22 protein-coding genes are annotated in these 25,374 nt (G+C 64.3%); 13 read left to right on the top strand and 9 right to left on the bottom strand.

Features of this window, described 5'->3' with window-relative positions:
- Positions 1–759 precede the first annotated feature (759 nt).
- A complete protein-coding gene (locus OU800_RS17790) occupies positions 760–1,545 on the bottom strand; it encodes an OmpA family protein (protein WP_268178663.1) in 786 nt (261 codons plus the stop codon).
- A 48-nt stretch (positions 1,546–1,593) separates the two neighbouring features.
- The gene (locus OU800_RS17785; RefSeq protein ID WP_268178662.1) at positions 1,594–2,007 is read right to left on the bottom strand and encodes a DUF4398 domain-containing protein; all 414 of its coding nucleotides are present in this window, start codon (positions 2,005–2,007) and stop codon (positions 1,594–1,596) included.
- Positions 2,008–2,294: 287 nt separating this feature from the next.
- Here OU800_RS17785 and ppc point away from each other — a divergent pair, with 287 nt between their 5' ends.
- The 7 genes from ppc (at position 2,295) to OU800_RS17750 (ending at position 9,587) form a co-directional block, all read left to right on the top strand.
- Positions 2,295–4,922 carry a phosphoenolpyruvate carboxylase gene (gene ppc, locus OU800_RS17780; protein ID WP_268178661.1) on the top strand — a complete coding sequence of 876 codons (2,628 nt, stop codon included), beginning with the start codon at positions 2,295–2,297 and terminating at the stop codon, positions 4,920–4,922.
- Positions 4,923–5,133: 211 nt separating this feature from the next.
- Positions 5,134–5,781 (top strand): adenylate kinase, encoded by a 648-nt coding sequence (adk, locus tag OU800_RS17775; RefSeq protein ID WP_268178660.1) that lies wholly within the window; start codon positions 5,134–5,136, stop codon positions 5,779–5,781.
- A gap of 168 nt (positions 5,782–5,949) precedes the next feature.
- Entirely contained in the window at positions 5,950–6,729 is a 780-nt protein-coding gene (locus OU800_RS17770; protein ID WP_268178659.1) for a 5'-nucleotidase, lipoprotein e(P4) family, read from the top strand.
- Between the two features lie 107 nt (positions 6,730–6,836).
- Positions 6,837–7,520, top strand: coding sequence for a tRNA (adenosine(37)-N6)-threonylcarbamoyltransferase complex dimerization subunit type 1 TsaB (gene tsaB / locus OU800_RS17765; RefSeq protein ID WP_268178658.1), 684 nt, complete (start codon positions 6,837–6,839; stop codon positions 7,518–7,520).
- A 113-nt stretch (positions 7,521–7,633) separates the two neighbouring features.
- Positions 7,634–7,978 carry a hypothetical protein gene (locus OU800_RS17760; RefSeq protein WP_268178657.1) on the top strand — a complete coding sequence of 115 codons (345 nt, stop codon included), beginning with the start codon at positions 7,634–7,636 and terminating at the stop codon, positions 7,976–7,978.
- Between the two features lie 26 nt (positions 7,979–8,004).
- Positions 8,005–8,874 carry a DUF72 domain-containing protein gene (locus OU800_RS17755; RefSeq protein ID WP_268178656.1) on the top strand — a complete coding sequence of 290 codons (870 nt, stop codon included), beginning with the start codon at positions 8,005–8,007 and terminating at the stop codon, positions 8,872–8,874.
- Positions 8,875–8,885: 11 nt separating this feature from the next.
- Complete coding sequence (locus OU800_RS17750; protein WP_268178655.1) at positions 8,886–9,587, top strand: extensin-like domain-containing protein; 702 nt, start codon at positions 8,886–8,888, stop codon at positions 9,585–9,587.
- 673 nt (positions 9,588–10,260) lie between these two features.
- On the opposite strand, the gene OU800_RS17745 is transcribed toward OU800_RS17750, so the two are convergent.
- The gene (locus OU800_RS17745) at positions 10,261–11,028 is read right to left on the bottom strand and encodes a hypothetical protein (RefSeq protein WP_268178653.1); all 768 of its coding nucleotides are present in this window, start codon (positions 11,026–11,028) and stop codon (positions 10,261–10,263) included.
- Between the two features lie 139 nt (positions 11,029–11,167).
- Between OU800_RS17745 and OU800_RS17740 the strand changes: the two genes are divergently transcribed.
- Positions 11,168–11,914 carry a class I SAM-dependent methyltransferase gene (locus OU800_RS17740; protein WP_442964788.1) on the top strand — a complete coding sequence of 249 codons (747 nt, stop codon included), beginning with the start codon at positions 11,168–11,170 and terminating at the stop codon, positions 11,912–11,914.
- Positions 11,915–11,932: 18 nt separating this feature from the next.
- Here the strand turns inward: OU800_RS17740 and OU800_RS17735 are convergent, their stop codons facing one another.
- Positions 11,933–12,583 (bottom strand): TetR/AcrR family transcriptional regulator, encoded by a 651-nt coding sequence (locus OU800_RS17735; RefSeq protein ID WP_268178651.1) that lies wholly within the window; start codon positions 12,581–12,583, stop codon positions 11,933–11,935.
- 91 nt (positions 12,584–12,674) lie between these two features.
- On the opposite strand from OU800_RS17735, the gene OU800_RS17730 reads away from it, so the two are divergent.
- Both OU800_RS17730 and OU800_RS17725 read left to right on the top strand, forming a co-directional pair.
- Positions 12,675–13,778 (top strand): efflux RND transporter periplasmic adaptor subunit, encoded by a 1,104-nt coding sequence (locus OU800_RS17730; protein WP_268178650.1) that lies wholly within the window; start codon positions 12,675–12,677, stop codon positions 13,776–13,778.
- A gap of 4 nt (positions 13,779–13,782) precedes the next feature.
- Positions 13,783–16,851 carry an efflux RND transporter permease subunit gene (locus tag OU800_RS17725; RefSeq protein ID WP_268178649.1) on the top strand — a complete coding sequence of 1,023 codons (3,069 nt, stop codon included), beginning with the start codon at positions 13,783–13,785 and terminating at the stop codon, positions 16,849–16,851.
- Between the two features lie 128 nt (positions 16,852–16,979).
- Here the strand turns inward: OU800_RS17725 and bfr are convergent, their stop codons facing one another.
- The 3 genes from bfr to OU800_RS17710 form a co-directional block, all read right to left on the bottom strand.
- Entirely contained in the window at positions 16,980–17,450 is a 471-nt protein-coding gene (gene bfr / locus OU800_RS17720; RefSeq protein WP_268178648.1) for a bacterioferritin, read from the bottom strand.
- Between the two features lie 264 nt (positions 17,451–17,714).
- Positions 17,715–19,241: a glycerol-3-phosphate dehydrogenase gene (gene glpD / locus OU800_RS17715; RefSeq protein ID WP_268178647.1), complete on the bottom strand. Its 1,527-nt coding sequence runs from the start codon at positions 19,239–19,241 to the stop codon at positions 17,715–17,717.
- 120 nt (positions 19,242–19,361) lie between these two features.
- Positions 19,362–20,120 carry a DeoR/GlpR family DNA-binding transcription regulator gene (locus tag OU800_RS17710; RefSeq protein WP_268178646.1) on the bottom strand — a complete coding sequence of 253 codons (759 nt, stop codon included), beginning with the start codon at positions 20,118–20,120 and terminating at the stop codon, positions 19,362–19,364.
- Positions 20,121–20,218: 98 nt separating this feature from the next.
- Between OU800_RS17710 and ybaK the strand changes: the two genes are divergently transcribed.
- The 3 genes from ybaK (at position 20,219) to OU800_RS17695 (ending at position 23,167) form a co-directional block, all read left to right on the top strand.
- Positions 20,219–20,689, top strand: coding sequence for a Cys-tRNA(Pro) deacylase (gene ybaK, locus OU800_RS17705; RefSeq protein WP_268178645.1), 471 nt, complete (start codon positions 20,219–20,221; stop codon positions 20,687–20,689).
- Positions 20,690–20,786: 97 nt separating this feature from the next.
- Entirely contained in the window at positions 20,787–22,274 is a 1,488-nt protein-coding gene (gene glpK, locus OU800_RS17700; RefSeq protein ID WP_268178644.1) for a glycerol kinase GlpK, read from the top strand.
- A gap of 86 nt (positions 22,275–22,360) precedes the next feature.
- A complete protein-coding gene (locus tag OU800_RS17695) occupies positions 22,361–23,167 on the top strand; it encodes a PhzF family phenazine biosynthesis protein (protein WP_268178643.1) in 807 nt (268 codons plus the stop codon).
- Positions 23,168–23,170: 3 nt separating this feature from the next.
- Here the strand turns inward: OU800_RS17695 and OU800_RS17690 are convergent, their stop codons facing one another.
- Together OU800_RS17690 and argF are read right to left on the bottom strand one after the other, a co-directional pair.
- On the bottom strand, positions 23,171–24,274 hold the full coding sequence (locus tag OU800_RS17690) for an ABC transporter ATP-binding protein (RefSeq protein WP_268178642.1): 1,104 nt from the start codon (positions 24,272–24,274) through the stop codon (positions 23,171–23,173).
- Positions 24,271–25,191 (bottom strand): ornithine carbamoyltransferase, encoded by a 921-nt coding sequence (argF, locus tag OU800_RS17685; protein ID WP_268178641.1) that lies wholly within the window; start codon positions 25,189–25,191, stop codon positions 24,271–24,273. Before argF ends, OU800_RS17690 begins: the two co-directional genes overlap by 4 nt.
- Positions 25,192–25,374: the final 183 nt, after the last annotated feature.

Here is a 25,374-nt window from a genome sequence, read left to right as displayed (position 1 = left end):
GGCCCTCGCTGCGCGAGGGTTCGCTCACTCCATCATCGCTCCAGAGGCCCGCCACGGTGGGCCATCCCTGGCCCATCGCGGCTCTCGCGACATCCATGTCGCTCGACCTCTTCCACGACGATTCCGTTCGCCCTCCTGGGCGGGCTCTGCACGCGCCTGAACGCGAGGTAACCCAGAAGTAGTGCGCAGTGCTTGTACATGTGTCAGCCCTAGGGCTGACCGGGATGCCGGCTGAAAGCCGGCAAGCTATCCGGGAGAATGAAACTACGCGAATGAAAGTTTTGGTTTAACTCGACGACGCAGTCGCGGCTCCAGAGCTACCAGAACACGCCAGGCGTACCTTGGAATGCCAGTTCGTTCAGGCGCGCAAATGCCCCCTTCAGGAGGCCGAACGTAGGCATTGCGCAGGGGGCGAGTGGCATGGATGCCACGAGAGGCGTAATGGGCCAGGGATGGCCCATGTACGCCGACCCCGGAGCGATGCCGGAGTGAGGGAAGTCGAGCGCAGCGAGACCCGGATGGCGGGGGTGCGTTTCTTTTGCTTACTTTTCTTTGCGCATTTCAAAGAAAAGTGAGTCGCCCGAGGGGGCGAAACCTGGAATCTCTGAAAACACCCAAAGCGGCGTCCAGAACACCCACACAAGACGGCAAGATCACACAAACTTGCCAGTCTGGTGTCAACCAGGCATTCCCCCTGAAAATACGATGAATCAAAAGAAACCCGCCATGAGGCGGGTTTCTGCCACAGCGGGGAGGGGATCAGGCCCCACTGGCCGAACGCGGTACCACCGGCTGGTTGTCGTTGGAGATGGTGACCTCCACCCGACGGTTCTGCGCCCGACCGGAATCGGTGCTGTTGTCCGCCACCGGATACTCCTTGCCATAACCCTGGGCGACGATACGCGACGGGTCGACACCCGCACGCACCAAGGCCATGCGCACCGCGTTGGCGCGGCGTTCGGACAGGCCCAGGTTATAGGTGGCCGAGCCGACGTTATCGGTGTAGCCCTCGACTATCACCTTGCGCTCCGGGTTCTCCTGAAGGAACTGCGCCAGTTGGGTGATGCTCGGGTAGGCACTGCTCTTGAGCTCGGCCTTGTTGAAGTCGAACAGCACGTCACCGAAGGTCACCAGAGTGCCGCGCTCGGTCTGCTTGGCGTTGAGCTTGTCCTGCAACTTGCGGATCTGCGCATCGCGGGCGTCCAGCAGGGCCTGGGCGCGTTGCGACGAGGTGTTCTGCAGCTCAGCTTCGGCCTCGCGCAGGGCAATGGTCTGCTTGGCTACTTCCACCCGTTGGTTGGTCAGGTAGGCCAATTGGTCGACCTTCTGCTTGTCCGCGTCGTCCAGGTAGGCCTTGTCGGCCTTGTCCAGCCATTCCTTGGCTTCCTTGGTCTCCAGCGCGGCCAGGCGATTGGCCTGCGGATCGCTCTGCAGCGTGGAAAAATTGCTACGTGCCGACTCCAGATTGGGGTTGGGCTGGTTGGCGCAGGCCACCAAGCCGATGCTCAGGGCCAGCAGGGTGGGAAGCATGATGTGTTTACGCATGGCGTTCATCCTTTGATCAGTCGGTGAATGGAGGCGTCGACAAGCCCATTACTGGGCGTTGCGCATGCCTTCCTCACGCAGCTCTTGAATCCCTTGACGGGCATCTTGCAGGGCGCGCTCAGCCTTGGCGGCCTGCGCCTTGCGCTCGGCAACGCGGGCATCCCATTCGGCCTGTTCGGCCAGACGACGTGCCTTCTCGTAGTCTTCGTCATGCATGGCGAACTCGGCTTCCTTGAGTTTGTCCTGCGCGGCCTTCATCTCCACAGGGGCGAACTCGGTCGCACCGGCGCTGACCGCCGAATTCACCGCCGACTCCGATACGGCGTATTGCTCGCTGGGGGGATTGCCGGCACAACCCGCCAGGAGCAGGCTGCTGCCGAGTAGCAGGGCGGCCAGTTTGAAACCACGCAGGGGCGTGGCAGAACCTTTCACATCGAGGGTCTTGGTGAGGGTTGAATCCATTTTTCAGCACTCCTGTGAACGATGAAGTTCGAGACGTTCGGCCTGGGCCGCAGTGCGCGAGATTCACGGCAATTCAATGCGGCGACCTGTCTTTACTGACTGAGGCGTTCGCGCGAGAGTTCAAAAAAGATGGCAATGTGATTGGGGATTTCTGTCTGACCGGTTGGTCATTTTTCTGCGCTCGTATCGAGCCCTTAGGCCCATGGTCATACGGCAAAGCCTTGAAAAGACGGCGTTGACTGGGCCACTCTGTGAAGCAATCGTTGCCACCGGCGGGGGAAGGCTTGATGACCGATATCGATCTGCGCTTGCGCAAGGACGTGCATCTGCTGGGCGAGCTGCTCGGCGAAACCATTCGTCAACAGCATGGTGATGCCTTCGTCGAGAAGATCGAAGCCATCCGCCACAGTGCCAAGGCCGATCGCAGTGGCGACTCGGAGCGCCTGGGGGCGACCCTGGCCGGGCTCGGCGAAGAGGAGTTGCTACCGGTGGCGCGGGCCTTCAACCAGTTCCTCAACCTGGCCAACATCGCCGAGCAGCAACATCAGGTGCGGCGCCGCCGAGCGGATGAAGAGGAGCCGTTCGAGGCCGTGGTGCTCGATGAGCTGCTGGCGCGTTTGTGCGGCGCCGGCCAGGATGCCGACGAGCTGGCCCGGCAACTCGCCCGGCTGGACATCGAACTGGTGCTCACCGCGCACCCCACCGAAGTGGCGCGGCGTACCCTGATCCAGAAATACGATGCCATCGCCGCGCAACTGGCGGCGCTGGATCATGACGACCTGTTGCCACGTGAACGCGAGGCCGTGGTCGAGCGCCTGCGCCGGCTGATCGCCGAGGCCTGGCACACCGAGGAGATTCGCCGTAGCCGGCCGACCCCGGTGGACGAGGCGAAGTGGGGCTTCGCCGTCATCGAGCATTCGCTGTGGCATGCCGTGCCGCAATTCCTGCGTGGCGTCGATCGCAGCCTGCAGGCTGCCACCGGCCTGCGCCTGCCGCTGAGCGCGGCGCCGATTCGCTTCGCCTCGTGGATGGGCGGCGACCGCGACGGCAATCCCAACGTCACCGCCAGCGTCACCCGCGAAGTGCTGCTGCTGGCGCGCTGGATGGCGGCCGACCTTTATCTGCGCGATGTCGACAGCCTGGCTGCCGAACTCTCCATGCAGCAGGCCAGCGCGGCCTTGAAGGCTCGGGTCGGCGATGTCGCCGAGCCTTATCGGGCCTTGCTCAAGCAGGTACGCGAGCGCCTGCGCGCCACCCGTCAGTGGGCGCATGACTCGCTGGCTGCCGAGGTGCCGGCGCCCAATGCGGTGCTGCATGACAACCAGGAACTGCTGGAGCCCTTGCAGCTTTGCTACCACTCGCTGCACGAGTGCGGCATGGGCGTGATCGCCGATGGCCCCTTGCTCGACTGCCTGCGCCGCGCCGCCACCTTCGGTCTGTTCCTGGTGCGTCTGGACGTGCGCCAGGATGCCGCGCGGCATGCCGCAGCGATGTCCGAGATCACCGAATACCTCGGCCTGGGGCGTTATGCCGAGTGGGACGAGGACACCCGCCTGACCTTCCTGCAACGCGAACTGGGCAGTCGCCGGCCCTTGCTGCCGAGCGACTACCGACCCAGTGCGGACACCGCCGAAGTGCTCGCCACCTGCCGCGAGGTGGCGGTTGCACCGGCTGCCTCGCTGGGCTCCTACGTGATTTCCATGGCTGGCGCCGCCTCCGACGTGCTGGCGGTGCAACTGCTGCTCAAGGAGGCCGGGTTGCGCCGGCCGATGCGTGTGGTACCCCTGTTCGAGACCCTCACCGACCTGGATCACGCCGGCCCGGTGATCGACCGCCTGCTGCAGTTGCCCGGCTACCGTGCACGCCTGCATGGCCCGCAGGAAGTGATGATCGGCTACTCCGACTCGGCCAAGGATGCCGGCACCACGGCGGCGGCCTGGGCGCAGTATCGGGCGCAGGAGGAACTGGTGCGCCTGTGCCGCGAGCATCAGGTCGAGCTGCTGCTGTTCCATGGCCGCGGTGGCACCGTGGGGCGTGGCGGCGGCCCGGCTCACGCGGCGATCCTGTCGCAACCGCCGGGCTCGGTGGCGGGGCGCTTCCGCACCACCGAGCAGGGGGAAATGATCCGCTTCAAGTTCGGCCTGCCGGATATCGCGGTGCACAACCTCAACCTCTACCTGGCTGCCGTGCTGGAAGCGACGCTGTTGCCACCACCGGCGCCGGAACCCGCCTGGCGGGCGATGATGGATCGTCTGGCCGAGGATGGCGTGACGGCTTACCGCAGCGTGGTGCGCGAGCATCCGCAGTTCGTCGACTATTTCCACCAGGCCACGCCGGAGCAGGAACTCGGGCGCTTGCCGCTGGGTAGTCGTCCGGCCAAGCGGCGTGCCGGCGGCGTGGAAAGCCTGCGTGCCATCCCGTGGATCTTCGCCTGGACGCAGACCCGTCTGATGCTGCCGGCCTGGCTCGGCTGGGAACGTGCCCTGGGGCAGGCGTTGAGCCAGGGCGAGGGCGATCTGCTGAGGGAGATGCGCGAGCGCTGGCCGTTCTTCCGCACCCGCATCGACATGCTGGAAATGGTGCTGACCAAGGCCGATCTGGCCATCGCCGAGCTGTATGACCAGCGTCTGGTGGAGGCGAACCTGCGCCCGCTGGGCGCGCAATTACGCGACCTATTGTCGCAGGCCTGCTCCGCCGTACTCGAAGTGACCAGCCAGTCCAGGCTGCTCGCCCATAGCCCGCAGACCCTGCAGTCGATCAGCGTGCGCAACACCTATCTCGACCCGCTGCACGTCCTGCAGGCCGAGTTGCTGGCCCGTTGCCGGCAGCGCGAACAAGCGCCGGAGAGCCCTCTGGAGCAGGCGCTGCTGGTCAGCGTGGCAGGCATTGCCGCCGGCTTGCGTAACACTGGCTGAAGGTGTGAAAGCAGGCTGTGCGAGGTGGGTAACGGCCGCTTCATGCCGCCAGGAGTAGGGGATTTATCCGACTTTTGGCTGCTTGTGCAGCAACGGAGCGCTGTGTATCTTGGGCAGCCTTTTGGCCGCTACGGCTGCCGCAGACCTTTCCAGAGATTGGCCCCACGAGGCGAGTCCGACGATCACTACACAAATCTTGAGGAGCACATCGATGCGCGTGATTCTGCTGGGGGCGCCCGGTGCCGGCAAAGGTACCCAGGCTCGCTACATCACCGAGAAGTTCGGTATTCCGCAAATCTCCACCGGCGACATGCTGCGCGCAGCGGTCAAGGCCGGTACCGAGCTGGGGCTCAAGGCCAAGAGCGTGATGGATGCCGGCGGTCTGGTCTCCGATGACCTGATCATCAACCTGGTGAAGGAGCGCATCGCTCAGCCCGATTGCGCCAATGGCTTCCTCTTCGATGGCTTCCCGCGCACCATTCCGCAGGCCGAAGCCCTGCGTGACGCTGGCGTCGCTCTGGATCACGTGGTGGAGATCGCCGTGGACGACGAAGAGATCGTCAAGCGCCTGTCCGGTCGCCGTGTGCACCCGGCTTCCGGCCGCGTCTACCACACCGAATACAACCCGCCGAAAGTGGCTGGCAAGGACGACGTCACCGGCGAGGAGCTGGTGCAGCGTGAAGACGACAAGGAAGAGACCGTGCGTCATCGCCTGTCCGTCTACCATTCGCAGACCAAGCCGCTGGTGGACTTCTACCAGAAGCTCGCCGCCGAAACCGGCACGCCCAAATACACCCACGTTCCGGGTGTCGGCAGCGTCGAGCAGATCACCGAGAAGACCCTCGCCGCCCTGGCCTGAGTCCGGCTCCCAGGGGGAGCAAGCTCCCTTGCGCAAAGGCCCGTTTCGGGCCTTTGTCGTTTCTGCTGCGCATGCCGGCCTGGCTCGTATCGCTGAGCCTCGCTACGCTGATCCTTCGACCCTTGGGTATATGGCCTGGGTCATCTTCCCCCTGAAAGAGGACATTCGATGAGCGAGACATGCAAAGGTCGTCCTATCTGGCTAGGACTGGCCATATCGCTGCTGAGCCTGGCCAGCGTGCAGGCCGACGAAGCTGCCAAGCCGGATTGCCCCGTGGCCGAATTCACCATGGGCCTGCGTTTCCAGCAGCAGTCGGCGGAGATCCAGGCACTGCAACTGCAGGCCTACAACATCGCCACGGAGAAGCTGGACAAGGCCGTGGCGGCCGCCAAGGATCCGTCCAAGCTGGCCATCGTCACCGACCTGGACGAAACCGTGATCGACAACAGCGCGCTGCTGGCGCGCGACCTGAGCAACTGTCACCAGTACGACGCCTGGGACACCTGGCTGCCCTGGGAGCGTGAAGGCACGCCGGCGCTGATTCCCGGCTCGAAGCAATTCCTCGAGCATGCCGACAAGCTGGGTGTGACCATCCGCTACATCTCCGATCGTTCCGACGAACAGAAGTCCTACACCCTGGCCACCCTGAAGAAACTGGGCTTGCCGCAGGTGTCCGCAGACAGCGTGCTGCTGCTTGGCCCGCCCAAGGTGGAGCGCCGTGCCCTGGTCAGCGCCGATCACCAGATCGTGCTGCTGCTCGGTGACACCCTGCACGATTTCGATGCGCGTTTTCGCAAGACGCCGCTCGATGCGCAGCGCAAGACCGTCGCCGAAGAGGCCGGCAAATGGGGCACCGAGTGGATCGTTTTCCCCAACGCGGGCTATGGCACCTGGTCCAAGGCGCAGCTCAAACCCTGGGACGCCAAGATGGAAATTCAGCCCTGGTAACGCCTGGCCGACAGCCGTCTGCGGCTGCCGCTCACGCCCTGCGGGCTGGAAAAAAAAACGCCGAGCCGGTCTAATGCCGGCTCTTTTTCTGCAGCCATACGAAACCGATGACCACTCTCCTGGCCCTGGATACCGCCACCGAAGCCTGCTCCGTTGCCCTGTTGCACCAGGGGCGCGTGCTCAGTCACTACGAAGTGGCGCCGCGCCTGCACGCGCAGCGTCTGCTGCCGATGATCCAGCAGTTGCTGGGCGAGGCTGGTATTGCCGCTAACGCCCTCGATGCCATCGCCTTCGGCCGTGGCCCGGGGGCCTTCACCGGGGTGCGCATCGCCATCGGCGTGGTGCAGGGGCTGGCCTTCGCCCTCGACCGCCCCGTATTGCCGGTATCCAACCTGGCCGTGCTGGCGCAGCGCGCTTTTCGTGAGCAGGGCGCACGGCATGTGGCGGCGGCCATCGATGCGCGCATGGATGAGGTGTACTGGGGCTGCTATGGCGAAGAGCAGGGCGAGATGCGCCTGCTCGGCCAGGAGGCGGTGCTGCCGCCGGAGCAGGCCGAGGCGCCGCGCGGGATCAGCGCCGACTGGTTCGGTGCAGGCACCGGCTGGGGCACCCATGCCGCACGTATCGCCCTGCAGCCTTCGGCCCAGGATGGCAGCCTGCTGCCCCATGCCGAAGACCTGTTGAGCCTGGCGCGTTTCGCCTGGGCGCGCGGCGAAGCGTTGCCAGCCGATCAGGCGCAGCCGGTGTACCTGCGGGACCAGGTGGCCACGCCGAAAGCACCGCCGGCATGACAACTGGTCGGATGCCTGGCGTCAAGATCCCCTTGGCATTTGCCAAGGCCGGCACTCACCGCTACATTGCCAGCATTGCCCACTGTTCAGCCGAGCCCCCGAGCACTTCCTAGATGCGCATCGACGGTTACCTACCTTCCTACTCGCCAGATCGAGGCCCCCGTTCGGGCACCGCGGTCACGCCCTATCGCGAGGCGCAGCGGGAGATCGAGGTTCAGCGTGAGCAACCGGCGGCACCGTCGAGCAGCCAGGGGCTGGAACAGCAGCCGCAGATTCGTCGCGTGCAGGCCAGTAGCGCCAACAGCGACAGCCTGCCGAGCCGTGAGCAGAGCGCCACCTACGCCCAGCCGCGTCTCAGCGACCGCGTCGCCCAGGCGTTGGCCAGCTACAGCACCACCGCCACCTATGCCAACGAATCCGACGCGCAGGAAGTGCTCGGGCTCGACCTCTACGCCTGAGCGTCTGCGATGCGCTTCCGGCTGGCATGACTGCGGCGCTCCCCTATTTCCTCGGCTGTCCGTCCTGGAGTGAGGCCGCCTGGCGCGCCACGCTCTATCCCGCCGACACCCGGCCGGTGGATTTTCTTGCCCGCTACACCCAGGTGTTCAATGCCGTCGAGGGCAACACCACCTTCTATGCCCGCCCCAGCGAACAGACCGTGGCGCGCTGGGCACTTGCCATGCCGACGCACTTTCGCTTCTGCGCCAAGCTGCCGCGCGATATCAGCCACAGCGACGATCTCTGCCTGCAACTCGAAGCCAGCGCGGATTTTCGCCAGTTGCTGGCACCACTGGGCGAGCGGGTGGCGCCTTACTGGTTGCAACTGCCAGCCAGCTTCGGGCCGCCGCGCCTGGCCGAGCTGGCGGCGTTCATCGAGGCCTGGGGCGATACGGCGCTGGCCATCGAGGTGCGCCACCCGGAGTTCTTCGCCAAGGGCGAGGCCGAGCGAGCACTCAATCGCCTGCTGCAAGCACGTGGTATCGAGCGTATCTGCCTGGATTCACGGGCGCTGTTTAGCTGCACCGAGCAGACGCCAGCGGTGCTGCATGCCCAGGCCAAGAAGCCGCGCCTGCCGACCCGCCCCACGGCCTTCAGCGGCAGTCCGCAACTGCGTTTCATCGGCCACCCGGAGCTGCTGGCCAACGACCCTTTCATGCAGCCCTGGTTGGACAAGGTGGCCGGCTGGATCGAGCAGGGATTGCGTCCATATGTCTTCGCCCATACCTCGGACAACCGTTTGGCGCCGGAGCTGGCGCGACGTTTTCATGAGCAGTTGAGCCAACGCCTGCCCGGTCTGGCCGAGTTGCCGGCATTGCACACCGAGCCGGAGCTGGAGCAGCTCGGGCTGTTATGACGGGAGCGCTCATGCGAACAGGGAAGATCGGTCGTTTGTTTCTGCTTGCACTGCTGTCGAGTGCTCTCGTGCTGCTAGCGTTATGGCGCGGCTGGTTGGAGGTAGCGCCGCGTTTCAATCCCTGGGCACCCCTGGACGTGCGTGAGGCGCCTAACCTGCTAACCGGCTTCAAGCTCTGGCGTCTGAAAGAGGATCGCGCCTTGTGTGATCAGGCCCTGGCCAGCTCCGACCTGCGCTTCACCCGCCTGGGCGATAGCACGCCGCGGCCTGGGTGCCCGGTGGAAAACGCCGTGCGCATTCAGGGCGCCGGCATCGGTCTGAACAGCAGTTTCATGGCTACCTGTCCCCTGGCCGTGAGTTTCGCCCTGTTCGAGCGCCATGGTCTGCAGCCCGCCGCCCGTGAGGTGTTCGGCCAGCCGGTAGCGCGCCTGGAGCATATCGGCAGCTTCGCCTGCCGCAGCATCGCCGGCAGCCAACGGCCCAGCCAGCACTCCTACGCCAACGCGTTGGACATCGTCGGCTTCCGCCTGCGCGATGGCCGACGCATCAGCGTGCTGCATGACTGGTCGGGGCAGGGCGACAAGGCACGCTTTCTGCGCCGGGTTCATGAGGCAGCCTGCGACAGCTTCAACATCACCCTGGGGCCGGACTACAACGCCGCCCACCGTGATCATTTTCACGTGGACATGGGCATGTGGCGGATGTGCCGCTAGCGGGCACCTCTAAGAACTGGTTCATCGCATTTTCAGGGGGAATGCGTGGTTGAGACCGGACTGGCAAGTTTGTGTGTTGTTTTCGGTGTTCAAGCTGCTTATCGGCGTTTAGTTGATAGCTCCTGTTTCGCCCCCCGGCGACCTTCTTTTGTCAAACGCCACAAAAGAAGGCAAAAAGGCTTGGCCCCGCCATCCGGCCCCGGCTACGCCGGGGTTCGTTCATTCCATCGTTACTCCGAGGGCCCGCCGCGAAGGGCCAGGGATGGCCCACCGCGGCGGGCCTCTGGAACGGCGATGGAGCGAACGAACCCTGGCGTAGCCAGGGCCGGATGAAAGGGCGGAGGTTTTGGTTACTTTTGCCCCAAAAGTGACTCGCCCGGGAGGGCGAAACCAAAAACATCAGCAAAAACGCGGCAAACTGGAACAGACACAAGAACAACCAGCAAGCCAACACAAACTTGCCAGTCCGGTATCAATACTGATTTCCCCGAGATTCCGCGAAGCACCTAAAAAACTAACTCGGCTTTGGCTTCCTGCGTTGCTCTACCTCCTGCATCCCTGCAGTCTTCGCCTACGTTTTTCAACGGCCTGCTAGGGGGCTTGCGTGCTCGGCAAGTGCTGCGGCATTCCCGGAGCGCATGGCGCACCCTACGCGCATGTCGATGTGGCGCGACTAGCGCTTGGCCAACAGCAGGTCGGCCGCCTGGCCGCTGCGCCCATCGGCGAACTCGAACTGGCCCAACTGGGCGATCTGATCGTAAGCACCGAGGGCGATATTCACATTCCGTGGACGCAGGTCGATGGCGCTGACGCCGGCCTCGCCCAGTGTCTGCAGTTGTTGTCGACCCTGAGCATCGAAACGCAGCAGGCGCAGCCTGTCGAACATGGCATCGGCGGTATCGATACGGCCATCGCCGTTGTCGTCGAAGCGGGCTAGCTCGGCAAAACCGTTGGCTGCGCCGTGCTGGTCGCCGAACAGCTCGCGGCCGTCATCGATGTGCCCGTTGCCATTGCGATCCAGGGCCAACAAGGCGTCGTCGCCGACAGGGGCGCTGATCGAATCCTGGCGGCCATCGGCATCAAGGTCGAAACGTAGCGGGCGATCCAGGCCACTGGTGGAGAAACCATTGCCCGCCAGATCCAGCACCAGCGGGTCGACCTGTTGGGGTGTCTGCTCGACCCTGACCTCCAGCTCCAGGCCGCGCTGCTCGACCACGGCCTGGCTGAGCGCCTCGGCAGCGCTGGACACGGCTGGCGGCTCGTCCTTCTGACGCAGCTCGCGGGTGATGTCGCCAGGCGTCTGCTGATCTTCGATACCCAGGGTACGGCGCAGTATCTGGTAATCGACGGACTCGCGCGTGGCGCTGTCGAGCGTATCGTCCGCTGGGCGCGGGCTGGCAGGGAGGCTGCTGGGGCGTGGAGCGGAGAGAGCGTCAAACATGATCACACTCGATGCGGCTGTCGTTGGCCGGCTCTGGCAGAATGTCACCTCTTCGATATCGGCCGAGTCGCCGATGCTTTGAGTGATTCTTGAGCAGAATGAGCCAATGACCGACGAGCGGCACAACGCCAGCATCCGCATGCACGCCTTGCATCCCCAGTACGCCGCAGCGGCCGCGCAGTGGGCCACACGCCTGGGCCTGGCGCAGAGCGGTGACAGCGAATACGCCCTGCAACTGGGTGAAGAAGGGTTGCAATTGGTGGAGCTCGGCGACAAGGCGCCAGGGCCGGTGCGTGTGGACTTCGTCGAGGGGGCGGCGGCGCATCGCCGTCAGTTCGGCGGTGGCAGCGGGCAGATGATCGCCAAGGCCGTGGGGCTGCAGCCGGGCATTCGCCCGCGCACGCTCGATGCCACGGCCGGGCTCGGCCGCGATGCCTTCGTTCTCGCCAGCCTCGGTTGCGAGATGACCCTGATCGAGCGTCAGCCGCTGGTCGCGGCCTTGCTGGAAGACGGCCTGCAGCGTGCCGCCCTGAATCTCGAGGTGGCGCCCATCGTAGCGCGCATGCGCCTACTCACCGGCAATGCCATCGAACTGATGCAGGCCTGGCAGGGGGAGGCGCCGCAGGTGATCTACCTAGACCCGATGTTCCCGCACCGCGACAAGAGCGCCCTGGTGAAGAAGGAGATGCGCCTGTTCCGTCCCTTCGTCGGCGATGATCTGGATGCCCCGGCATTGCTGCAGGCCGCCCTGGCCCTGGCCAGTCATCGGGTGGTGGTCAAGCGCCCGCGCAAGGCGCCGGCCATCGAGGGCAGCAAGCCAGGCTATGTGCTGGAAGGTAAATCCAGCCGTTATGACATCTATCCGAAGAAGAAGCTGGAAGCCTGAGTCTCGAATGGCGTCTCGTTACTGCGCGCCGGATCCTGGCCGATAGGCGCGCAGGAAGAGCTGCACCGCGTCGTTCATGTGCAGCTCGGCGGCCTTGCCTTGCAGCGGTTCGCCACAACCGATCAGCAGGCGGAAATGCGCGCCGCCCTTGAGCAGACAGAAGAAATGATCGGCCGCGCGTTGCGGGTCGTCGATGGCCAGCAGACCGCGCTGTGCGGCTTTGCCCAGCAACAGTTCCATCTCTTCCTGAATGCGCAGGGGGCCGGCTTCGTAGAACATCTGCGCCAGCTTCGAGCCCTGGCTGGCCAGGTTGACCATCATGCGATGCATTTCTACCGACTCGCGGCTGTTGACCAGCGCGAGGAAGCCACGGCCAATCTCGAGTAGCTGTTTTTCCAGCGGCACGTCATCCGGCAGCTTGAACAACAGCTCGGGCAGTTGCTCTTCGCACTTGGCCTTGATCGCAGCGGAGAACAGCGTCTCCTTGTCGGTGAAATGGTTGTACACCGTGAGCTTGGAAACCCCGGCTTCGTTGGCGATGGCATCCATGCTGCTGCCGTCGTAGCCATGGCGCAGGAACAGCGTCTTGGCGGCGTCGAGAATGGCGCGGCGCTTGGCGGGATCCTTGGGGCGGCCGGGGCCGGAAGGCTGTAACAACTTGTCAGGCATTGATGGCTTTTAATACTGGACTGGTGAGTTTGCTATTTCTACTATACTCGGCAGTACAAATATTCCAAACCTTCTTTGAAAGGTCGTCATCATGTCCCGCCATGTCATCGCACTCCTTGCGTCCCTGGGTCTTTCCGTCCTGCTTTCTGCCTGTGGTAACGGCGAGCAGAACGAGCTGTCCATCCGCCCTGCCATGGTAGTACACCCCCAGCCAGCCGCCGCCCTGGTCGACAGCTACCCAGGGGAGGTACGCGCCCGCCTGGAGCCTGAACTGGCTTTCCGTATCGCTGGCAAGGTGAGCAAGCGCCTGGTGGACGTCGGTGATCGGGTCAAGCGCGATCAGCCACTGGCCGAACTGGATCCGCAGGATGTGCGTCTGCAACTGCAGGCCTCACGGGCCCAGGTGGCGGCGGCCGAGGCCAATCTGCAGACCCTGCGTGCCGAGCGTGAACGTTACAAGGCGTTGCTGGCACGCAACCTGGTCAGCCGCTCGCAATACGACAATCTCGACAACCAGTTCCGTTCTGCCGAAGCGCGACTCAAGCAGGTGCGGGCCGAATACGATGTGGCGCGCAATCAGACCGACTACACCGTGCTGCGCGCTCCGCAGGACGGGGTGATCGCGCGGCGCATGCTCGAAGTCGGGCAGGTGGTGGCGGCCGGGCAGGGCGTGTTCACTCTGGCAGCCGATGGTGAGCGTGAAGTGGCGATCAGCCTGCCCGAGCATAATTTCGGCCGCTTCCAGCTCGGCCAGAGCGTCGAGGTGGAGCTGTGGTCACAGCCGGGGCGGCGCTTCCCCGGGCGCATTCGCGAGATGGCACCGGCGGCCGATCCGCAGTCGCGTACCTTCGCCGCGCGAGTGGCCTTCGCCGAAGGCGATATACCGGCCGAACTGGGCCAGAGTGCGCGGGTGTTCATCGCCAGCGACGGCTTGGTGCCGCTGGCCGTGCCGCTGTCTGCCCTGAGCGCCGAGCAGGATCAGCCCTACGTCTGGGTGGTCACATCTGCCGAGCACAAGGTGGAACGGCGGGCGGTGCGTGTGGGCGCCTATGGCGACAACCAGGTGCCGGTGCTCGAAGGGCTGAGCGCCAGCGATTGGGTCGTGGCTGCCGGCGTGCACATGCTGCGTGAGGGGCAGCAGGTACGCCCGGTCGATCGTGACAATCGCAACGTCGACATGGCCGCCAAGGAGTAAGCCGATGAGCTTCAACCTGTCTGCCTGGGCGTTGCGCCACCGCGAGATCGTGCTCTATATCATGCTGCTGCTGGCCATAGTCGGTGGTATTTCCTACACCAAGCTGGGGCAGAGCGAGGATCCACCCTTCACGTTCAAGGCCATGGTGATTCGCACCAACTGGCCGGGTGCCAGTGCCGAAGAGGTGGCACGTCAGGTCACCGAGCGTATCGAGAAGAAACTGATGGAAACCGGCGAGTACGACCGCATCGTCAGTTTCTCGCGGCCGGGGGAGTCGCAGGTTACCTTCATGGCCCGCGACTCGATGCGCAGCGCCGAGATTCCCGAGCTTTGGTATCAGGTGCGCAAGAAGATCAGCGATATCCGCCATACCCTGCCAGTCGGCATTCAGGGGCCATTCTTCAACGATGAATTCGGCACCACCTTCGGCAACATCTACGCGCTGACCGGCAGTGGCTTCGATTACGCAGTGCTCAAGGATTATGCCGACCGCATCCAGTTGCAATTGCAGCGGGTCAAGGACGTGGGCAAGGTGGAGCTGGTCGGCCTGCAGGACGAGAAGATCTGGATCGAACTGTCCAACACCAAGCTGGCTACCCTGGGCCTGCCCCTGGCAGCGGTGCAGCAGGCGCTGGAAGCGCAGAATGCGGTGGCGCCTGCCGGCTTCTTCGAGACTGCCAGCGAGCGCATTCAGCTTCGCGTCACGGGGCGCTTCGAGTCGGTGGAGGAGATTCGCAGTTTCCCCATCCGCGTGGGCGATCGCACCTTCCGTATCAGCGACGTGGCGGAGGTCAAACGCGGCTTCAACGACCCGCCTGCACCGCGCATGCGCTTCATGGGTGAGGATGCCATCGGCATTGCCGTATCGATGAAGGACGGCGGCGACATCCTGGTGCTGGGCAAGGCACTGGAGGGTGAGTTCGCTCGCCTGCAGCAGACTTTGCCGCTGGGCATGGAGCTGCGCAAGGTGTCGGATCAGCCGGCAGCGGTGAAAACCGGTGTGGGCGAGTTCGTCAAGGTGCTGGTGGAGGCCCTGACCATCGTCCTGCTGGTCAGCTTCTTCTCCCTCGGCCTGCGTACCGGCCTGGTGGTGGCGCTGGTGATTCCGCTGGTGCTGGCGATGACCTTCGCCGCCATGTACTACTTGGGGATCGGCCTGCACAAGATTTCCCTCGGCGCGCTGGTGCTCGGCCTGGGGTTGCTGGTGGACGATGCGATCATCGCGGTGGAGATGATGGCGATCAAGATGGAACAGGGCTATGACCGCTTCAAGGCGGCCAGTTTCGCCTGGACCAGCACCGCCTTTCCCATGCTCACCGGGACCCTGATCACGGCGGCCGGTTTTCTGCCCATCGCCACGGCGCAATCGGGCACCGGCGAATACACCCGCTCGATCTTCCAGGTGGTGGTGATCTCCCTGGTGGCCTCGTGGATCGCCGCGGTGATGTTCGTCCCCTATCTGGGCGACAAGCTGCTGCCGGATCTGGCCAAGCTGCATGCGGCCAAGCATGGCGGCGATGGCGCGCACGACCCCTATGCCACGCCCTTCTACCGGCGGGTGCGGAGGCTGGTGGAGTGGTGCGTGCGCCGTCGCAAGACGGTGATCGTGCTGACTTTGGGTTTGTTCGTGGCCTCCATCCTGCTGTTTCGCTTCGTGCCGCAGCAGTTCTTCCCGGCCTCCGGGCGGCTGGAGCTGATGGTGGACATCAAGCTGGAGGAGGGCGCTTCGCTGAAGGCCACCGAAGCCGAGGTCAAACGCCTGGAGAAAATGCTTCAGAGCCAATCCGGCATCGACAACTACGTGGCTTACGTGGGCAGTGGTTCGCCGCGCTTCTATCTGCCGCTGGATCAGCAGTTGCCTGCCGCCAGCTTCGCCCAGTTCGTCGTGCTGGCCTCCAGCATCGAGGAGCGTGAGCGCCTGCGCACCTGGCTGATCGAAGTGATGGGTGACGAGTTCCCTAGCCTGCGCAGCCGCGTCAGCCGTCTGGAAAATGGCCCTCCGGTGGGCTATCCGGTGCAGTTCCGGGTCAGCGGTGAGCATATCGACGAGGTGCGTGCGCTGGCGCGCCAGGTGGCGGACAAGGTGCGGGAAAATCCGCACGTGGCCAACGTGCACCTGGACTGGCAGGAGCCGAGCAAGGTGGTGATCCTCGATATCGATCAGGATCGCGCCCGGGCGCTGGGGGTCAACACCTCGGATCTGTCGCGCTTCCTACGTGGTTCGCTGTCCGGCACCAGCGTCAGCCAATACCGCGAGGACAACGAGCTGATCGAGATCCTGCAGCGTGGCACGCCGGAGGAGCGCACGGCGCTCAGCCAGTTGCCGAGTCTGGCGGTGCCCACCGACAGCGGCCAGAGCGTGGCGCTGTCACAGGTGGCGACGCTGGAGTATGGCTTCGAGGAAGGCATCATCTGGCACCGTAATCGTCTGCCGACCGTTACCGTGCGTGCCGATGTCTATGGCAAGGAGCAGCCGGCCAGCCTGACGGCGCAGATACTGCCGACCCTGGAACCGATCCGCGCCGAGCTGCCCAGCGGTTACCTGCTGGAAGTGGGGGGCACGGTGGAAGATTCGGCTCGTGGACAGAAGTCGGTCAACGCCGGTATGCCGCTGTTCATCGTGGTGGTGCTGACCCTGCTGATGCTGCAGCTACGCAGCTTCTCGCGCTCGGCCATGGTGTTTCTCACCGCGCCGCTGGGGCTGATCGGGGTGACCCTGTTCCTGCTGATCTTCCGCCAGCCGTTCGGCTTCGTCGCCATGCTCGGCACCATCGCCCTGGCCGGCATGATCATGCGCAACTCGGTGATCCTGGTCGACCAGATCGAGCAGGACATCAGTCATGGGCTGGATCGCTGGCATGCCATCATCGAGGCCACGGTGCGGCGCTTCCGCCCCATCGTGTTGACCGCCCTGGCGGCGGTGCTGGCGATGATCCCGCTGTCGCGCAGCGTGTTCTTCGGGCCCATGGCGGTGGCCATCATGGGCGGGCTGATCGTCGCCACGGCGTTGACCCTGCTGTTCCTGCCGGCCCTCTACGCCGCCTGGTTCAGGGTCAAGGAGCGGGAAATGTAGGGTGCGCCGTGAGCACCAATAAGGCGGGGGCGATGCGCACGGCGCAGCCTGCGAAGCCGGACTGCTGGGAAAGCGCCATAAAAAACGGGAGCCACTGGCTCCCGTTTGTTCATTGCAGCGGATAAGACTTATTCGTCCATCTGCGACTGCAGGTAGTTCTGCAGGCCGACCGCTTCGATCAGGCCGAGCTGGGTTTCCAGCCAGTCGATATGCTCTTCCTCGGACTCCAGGATGTCTTCCAGCAGATCGCGGCTGGCGTAGTCGCCGGCGCTTTCGCAGTAGGCGATGGCCGCCTTGAGGTCGGCATGGGCCTTGTGCTCGATCTTCAGGTCGCACTCGAGCATTTCCTTGGTGTTCTCACCGATCAGGATCTTGCCCAGATCCTGCAGGTTGGGAATGCCTTCGAGAAAGAGGATGCGCTTGATCAGCTTGTCCGCATGCTTCATCTCGTCGATGGACTCGTGGTACTCATGCTCGCCGAGCTTCTTCAGACCCCAGTCTTCGTACATGCGCGCATGCAGGAAGTACTGGTTGATGGCGACCAGCTCATTACCGAGGATCTTGTTCAAATGCTGGATAACTTTCTTGTCACCTTTCATGGGCGCTCCTGCAAGGCATGTCGAGTTGTCGATAGGGCTGGATTTTCAGCCTTGATCAATCCTCTGTCAAACCTAACTATTTGAATTTTAAACGAAAATTAAACTTAATAAGAATGTTTAGAATCTGCATCGAGACGCCAAGCGCTTGAATTCAAATAATAAAAAATAAACGACGGCAGCTCCTTGGCACGGGAATGCCGAGATGCTGTGAAAATATTTTTAGCAACTTGGCTGCAAGCCTCTGGACGAGGCCCGCAGGCGAGCTCAGGCCGCGTAGGCCGAAGGATGGTGTTGCTGCAGGTAATGTTGCAGGCGTAGCTGCTGGGCGCTGCTCATGAACAGCCCCAGCTTGCTGCGGCGCCAGAGGATGTCGCTGCTGCTGCGTGCCCATTCCTCGCGGCACAGGTAGTCCACTTCGCGGGTGTAAAGACCGGCGCCCAGGTGTTCGCCCAGATCCGTGAGGTTGTTGACCCCTTCGAGCAGGCGCCATACCCGGCTGCCATAGCTGTTGGCCCAGCGCTGGGCCAGCGGTGCGGGCAGCCAGCCATGGCGTTTGCACAGTTGTTCGGTGAGGCTGGCAACGTCATCCATGTCCTCGCCACCGGGCAGGGGGGCGCCGGCCGTCCAGCTCGGCCCCATGCGCGGAAAGCTCGGCTGTAGGAGTGCCATCGCCGATTCCGCCAGTTTGCGGTAGGTGGTGAGCTTGCCGCCGAACACCGAGAGCAAGGGTGCCTCTCCAGGGGCACCGGCCAGCGACAGGGTGTAGTCGCGGGTGATCGCCGAAGGTTCATCGGATTCGTCGTCGCACAGGGGGCGCACACCGGCGAAGCTGTGCAGCACGTCGCCGCGCACGAGCTGCTTGCGAAAGTGGTCGTTGACCACCTTGAGCAGGTAGTCGGTTTCTTCTTCGCTGATCGCCACCTTGGCCGGATCGCCCTGGTATTCGCGGTCGGTGGTGCCGATCAGGGTGAAACGCTGCAGGTAAGGGATGGCGAAGACGATGCGGCGATCCTCGTTCTGCAGGATGTAGGCCTGCTCGCCGTCGAACAGCTTGGGCACCACGATATGGCTGCCCTGGATCAGGCGGATGCCGTAGGGCGATTCCTGCTTGAGGTCTTCGCGCAGCAGACGTGCCACCCAGGGGCCGGCGGCATTGACCAGGCCGCGTGCGCGAATCGAGAACAGGCTGCCATCGGCACGCTCCAGATGGATGTGCCACAGGCCCTTGCTGCGGCGGGCGCTGACGCAGCGGGTGCGCGGATGGATATGCGCGCCTTTTTCCCGTGCGGCCATGGCGTTGAGCACCACCAGGCGGGCATCGTCGACCCAGCAGTCGGAATACTCGAAGCCGCGGGTGATATCCGCCTTGAGCGGGCTGCCCGCGCCGAAACGCAGGCTGCGCGAGGCCGGCAGGCGCTCACGCTTGCCGAGGTGATCATAAAGGAACAGGCCGGCGCGGATCATCCAGGCCGGACGCAGGTGCGGGCGGTGCGGCAGTACGAAGCGCATCGGGCTGACAATGTGCGGCGCCTTGGCCAGCAGTACTTCACGCTCGGCCAGGGCTTCGCGCACCAGGCGAAATTCATGATGTTCGAGATAGCGCAGGCCGCCATGGATCAATTTGCTGCTGGCCGAGGAGGTATGGCTGGCCAGGTCGTCCTTCTCGCACAGGAACACGGACAGGCCGCGTCCGGCGGCATCGGCGGCGATGCCAGCCCCGTTGATACCGCCGCCGACGACGGCGAGGTCATAGACTTCGGCAACAGGACTGGCGAGATGATCATGGGGCATGGCGGCACACTCGGCATGAAATCGACTGGGTTATGTTCGTTTCCGAACATACTCTAGTCGAATGTGCGCATACTTGCCAGGTGCTCGTGCGTTTTCGCGCCGAGCGGTCGACCTGCTGTCTCAGACCAGGTCGAGGTGCACCTTGTTGGCCTGCAGCAGGCGCAACACCGGAGCGGGGGGCTGACTGTCGGTGAACACGCGGTCGACCAGGCTGATCGAACCCAGGCGCACCACGGCGTTACGCCCGAACTTGCTCGAGTCGGCGGCGAGAAAGACCTGCCGCGCGTTGTCGATGATGGCCTGGGAGACGCGCACTTCCTGATAGTCGAAATCCAGCAGGCTGCCGTCTTCGTCGATGCCGCTGATGCCGACGATGGCGTAATCGACCTTGAACTGCTGGATGAAGTCCACCGCTGCCTGGCCGACCACGCCACCATCGGCGCGCACCGTGCCGCCAGCCACCAGCACCTCGAAATCCGCCTTGGCGCTGAGCTGGGCGGCGACGTGCAGGTTATTGGTGATGATCTTCAGGCCCTTGTGGTTCTGCAATTCACGGGCGATGGCCTCGGTGGTGGTGCCGATGTTGATGAACAGCGAGGCATGGTCGGGAATCTGTGCCGCCACGGCTTCGGCGATGCGTTGCTTCTCGTCGCGCATCTGCCCGGCACGCATGCCGTAGGCGGTGTTCTGAATGCTCGAGGCCTCGCAGGCGGCGCCGCCATGGGTGCGGCGCAGCAGGCCCTGTTCGGCAAGCTGGTTGATGTCGCGGCGGATGGTCTGCGGGGTCACGGCGAAGGCCTGGGCCAGTTCGTCGATGCTGACGTAGCCGCGCTCGCGGGCGAGGTTGAGGATGTCGTGCTGGCGGGGAGCGAGGTTCATGAGCGCTTCCTGTGAGGTTTCCTCATTATAGGGTGTAGCGATGAGCGTTTTCGGCCTGCTACTGTAAGGCATCTTTCTTTGTATTTTCACATCCGAACATGACTCCTGCGATCGATCTGTTGAAGAAGGCCAAGGCCGAGCACCGTGTGCTCAGTTATCAGCATGACCCCAAGGCTCCTTCCTATGGGCTGGAAGCGGCGGAAAAGCTGGGGCTGGCGCCGGAACGGGTGTTCAAGACGCTGTTGGCGGTGACCGAGAAAGGTGAGTTGCTGGTAGCGGTGGTGCCGGTGACCGGCAGTCTCGATCTCAAGGCGCTGGCCAGCGCCGCCGGGGCGAAGAAGGCCGATATGGCCGACCCGGCCGCCGCACAGCGGGCGACCGGTTACCTGGTGGGTGGCATCAGCCCGCTTGGCCAGAAGAAGCGCCTGCGCACCTTCATCGACGCGTCCGCCCGCCAGTATGCGAGCATTCATGTCAGCGCGGGGCGGCGCGGGCTGGAGTTGGAGCTGGCGGCCGAGACGCTGGCGCAGCACACCCAGGGGAGTTTTGCCGCCATCGGCAAGGTCTGATAACCGTCTGCGTGCAGTCACCCGTCAGTTCGATGGGGATGCTGCAAGCGAAATGCTGCGTTCTGCGCGCAAGAATGCATAACAACAAGGAAAAGCCATGTCTCAGTACCTGTTAGCCATCGACCAGGGCACCACCAGCTCCCGCGCCATCGTCTTCGACACCGAGGGCCGCCCCGTGGCGCGGGCGCAGCAGGAGTTCCGCCAGTATTTCCCCCGGGATGGCTGGGTCGAGCACGATGCCGAGGAAATCTGGTCGTCCACCCTGGCGGTCTGCCGGGAGGCCATCGCCAGCAGCGGCCTGCCTGTCGAGGCGATCGCCGCCATCGGCATCACCAACCAGCGCGAAACCACCCTGGTGTGGGATGCCGCCAGTGGTGAGCCGATCCATCCGGCCATCGTCTGGCAGGATCGGCGCACCGCCGATTACTGTGCACGGCTCAAGGCCGAAGGCCACGAGGCGCTGGTGTCGGCCAACAGCGGCCTGCTGATCGACCCTTACTTTTCCGCCACCAAGCTGCGCTGGATCCTGGAAAACGTGCCTGGCGCCCGTGAGCGTGCCGAGCGCGGCGAGCTGCGTTTCGGTACCGTCGACAGCTTCCTGCTGTGGCGTCTGACCGGCGGCAAGGTGCACCGCACCGATGCCAGCAATGCCTCGCGCACGCTGATGTTCAACATCCACGAGCAGCGCTGGGATGAAGAGTTGTTGAAGCTGTTCGAGATTCCCGCCAGCCTGCTGCCCGAGGTGCTCGATTGCGCCGCCGAGTTCGGCCACACCGACGCCGAGCTGTTCGGCGCCAGCATTCCGGTGCTGGGCATGGCCGGCGACCAGCAGGCCGCGCTGATCGGCCAGGCCTGCTTCCAGCCGGGCATGGTCAAGAGCACCTACGGCACCGGCTGCTTCATGATCCAGAACACCGGCAGCGAGCCGGTCAGCTCGAAGAATCGTCTGCTCACTACCGTCGGCTATCGCCTCGGCGGCAAGGTCACCTACGCGGTGGAAGGCAGCATCTTCGTGGCCGGGGCTGCCGTGCAGTGGCTGCGTGACGGTATCAAATTGATCAGCCATGCCCGCGACAGCGAAGCGCTGGCCGAGCAGACCGGCCAGGCCTGTGGTGTGTATCTGGTACCGGCGTTCACAGGGCTGGGGGCGCCTTATTGGGATCCCAAGGCGCGTGGCGCGATCTTCGGTCTGACTCGCGATACCGGCATCAAGGAGATCGTCACCGCCGGCCTGCAATCGGTGTGCTACCAGACCCGCGATCTGCTCGAAGCCATGCGCCAGGACGGCGCCGCCGCGCCCAGCGCCCTGCGTGTGGATGGCGGCATGGTGGAAAACAACTGGGTCATGCAGTTTCTCGCCGACATCCTCGGTGTCAGCGTCGAGCGCCCCGAGGTGACCGAAACCACGGCCCTCGGTGTGGCCTACCTGGCCGGTCTGCAACTGGGCCTGTATGCCGATCTGGATGCCATCGCCAGCCATTGGCACCGCCAGCAGCGCTTCGAGCCGAAGATGGACGAAGCGCAGCGGGGGCAACTTTATGAAGGTTGGCTGGACGCCGTGCAGCGAGTGCGCAGCGAAGCCTGAGGCAACTGTTCGGTTGCAACTGTGTCTGGTGGCGGAGGATTCGGGCCGGCATGCTCGTGGTTACCCAAGTAGCCAGGACATCCGTCATGCCCCTCGAATTCCATCAGGTCGATGCCTTCACCGCACAGCCTTTCGCCGGCAACCCGGCCATGGTCTATCGCCTCGACGCCTGGCTCGATGAGGCGTTGATGCAGTGCATCGCCGCCGAGCACAACCTCGCGGAAACCGCTTTCGTGGTGAAGGAGGAGGGCGTCTGGCATATCCGCTGGTTCACTCCCGGCAGCGAGGTGCCATTGTGCGGTCACGCCACGCTGGCCACGGCCAAGGTGCTGTTCGATCTCTATGACGAGCCGGGCGAGGTACTGGATTTCACCTGCCTGTCCGGCCCGTTGCGCGTGACCCGCCAGGGCGAGCGGCTGGAGCTGGACTTCCCGGTGCGCCCGACCGTGCCGGTGACGCCTGCGTTACGAGCCGATGTCGAGGCGGCATTGGGGCAGTCGGCTGGCGAGGTGCGGGCGCTGCTCAACCCGGATGGCAGCGTGCAGGAGCTGATGGCGGTAATGGCCAGCGAGGCCGAGGTGCGCGCCTTCGTGCCCAATCTGCCGGCTCTTGCGGCGTTGCCTGGGCTGGGGGTGCTGATCAGTGCGCCGGGCGAGCGGCACGATTTCGTCTCGCGCTATTTCGCCCCGGCCATCGGCATCGATGAAGACCCGGTCACCGGCTCGACCCACTGCATGCTGGTGCCTTACTGGGCAGAACGGCTCGGACGTGATCGCTTCAGCGCTTTCCAGTGCTCGGCGCGCGGTGGCGAGCTGCACTGCCAACTGCAGGGCGAGCGGGTGAAGATCGCCGGGCAGGCCCGGCATGTCGCCAGCGGTCGGTTGTTCGTCTGAGGTTCAGTCGCTGCTGACCCGGCGCACGCCACTGGATTCGCCAAGGCTGATCTGGGCGGCGACGCTGCCCTGGGCCGGGAAGGCCACCAGGTGGTCGGCGGCGACGCGGATGCCCACTTCGTCCCCCGGCAGATGGTCGGCATGGCTGGGGAATATCGATTCCAGCTGAGTGCCGGTGGGCAGTTGCAGGCGGTAGAGGGTGGCGGCGCCGAGGAAGGTCTTGCCGACGATGCGTGCCTGCAGCGCGCTATCCGGATCCGCCACGATGTCGTCCGGGCGCAGCAGCACGTCCACCGCGCTGCCCTGTGCCCAGGTGTAGGCGCGGTTGCCGCGGATCTCGCCCAGCTCGGTCTGTACCCTGTCCGGGGCGAGCAACTGGCCGCGAATGAAGTAGCCCTGGCCGATGAAGCTGGCGACGAAGGGCGTCAGCGGCTCGTGATAGAGATTGAACGGCGTGTCCCATTGTTCCAGATGGCCGCTCTTGAACACGCCGACCTGATCGCTGACGGCGAAGGCTTCTTCCTGGTCGTGGGTGACCAGGATGGCGCTGGTGCCGCGTGCCTTGAGAATCTCGCGCACCTCATGGCTGAGGCGCCGACGCAGTTCGCCATCGAGGTTGGAGAACGGCTCGTCGAGCAGCAGCAGTTGTGGCGAAGGCGCCAGGGCACGGGCCAGGGCGACGCGCTGTTGCTGACCACCGGACAGCTCGTGCGGGTAGCGCTTGGCCAGGTGGCCGAGCTTGACCAGTTCGAGTAACTCGTCAGTGATGCGTTGGGCATCGGGCTGCTGGCGAATGCCGAAGGTGACATTCTGCGCCACGTTCAGATGGGGGAACAGAGCGTAGTCCTGGAACACCATGCCGATGCGGCGTTTCTCTGGTGCCAGGGTAAAGCCGGGGCGGGAGATGACCTCGCCACCTAGCTCGATCTCGCCGCTGAGGATCGGCTCGAAACCGGCGATGGCGCGCAGGGTGGTGGTCTTGCCGCAGCCTGAAGGGCCGAGCAGGCAGCCGATGTCACCGGCGTTGAGGTGCAGGTCGAGTGCCTGCACCACCTTGTGCGCCTGGTAGCCACAGCTCAGCCCGCGTAGCTGCAGCAGCGCGCTCATGCGTGGTGGTACGCCGGCTCGACCAGCAGTTCCAGCAGCGCCTTCTGCGCGTGCAGGCGGTTCTCGGCCTGATCCCAGGCCACCGAGCGTGGGTCATCGAGCATGTCGACGCTGATTTCCTCGCCACGGTGCGCCGGCAGGCAGTGCATGAACAGCACGTTGTCGGCGGCGAGGTCGAGCAATTGCGGGGTGACCTGATAGGGGCGGAAGCGCGCCAGACGCTGCTCGGCCTCTTCTTCCTGACCCATGGAGGCCCATACATCGGTGCTGACCAGATGGGCGCCGGCCACGGCCTCGCGCGGATCACGCAGCACCTGCACGCGCTCGCCGGCCAGGGCGAGGAAGCGTGCATCGGGCTCGTAACCTTCGGGGCAGGCGACGCGCAACTGGAAGTCGAACTGCATCGCCGCCTCGATGTAGGAATTGCACATGTTGTTGCCGTCGCCGATCCAGGCCACCGTCTTGCCGGCGATGCTGCCGCGGTGTTCGAAGAAGGTCTGCATGTCGGCCAGCAACTGGCAGGGGTGCAGGTCATCGGACAGGCCGTTGATCACCGGCACCTTGGACTTGGCGGCGAACTCGGTGAGGTTGCTGTGGGCGAAGGTGCGGATCATCACCGCATCGAGCATGCTCGACATGACGATGGCGGCGTCGCCGATCGGCTCGCCGCGGCCCAGTTGGGTATCGCGCGGCGAGAGGAAGATGGCCTGGCCGCCGAGCTGGATCATGCCGGCCTCGAACGACAGGCGGGTGCGGGTCGAGGCCTTCTCGAAGATCATGCCCAGCACGCGGTTCTTCAGCGGCTCGAACAGCACGCCGCGATTGCGCAGATCCTTCAGCTCGATGCCTCGGCGGATCAACCCCACCAGTTCGTCCGGTGTGTAATCCATCATCGAGAGAAAATGTCTGACGCTCATCGTTAACTACCTTTATCACTACAGTTCGCAAGCTGGTGCCGCTGCATAAGTGCTGAAAACGGCGAAGCTTGCGGCAGGAGGCCGCAGGATGCGACGAAACAGGGGGAAGGCGCGATCTTATAAGGAAATGACGAGGCGGCGCAAATTGCCGCCCCATAATGGACAAATCGCTGTTTTGTAAGC

Source organism: Pseudomonas sp. GOM7, assembly GCF_026723825.1.
Taxonomy (GTDB): Bacteria; Pseudomonadota; Gammaproteobacteria; order Pseudomonadales; family Pseudomonadaceae; genus Aquipseudomonas.
Note: the sequence above shows the minus strand (reverse complement) of the source record. Positions and strands in the feature narration are given on the sequence as shown.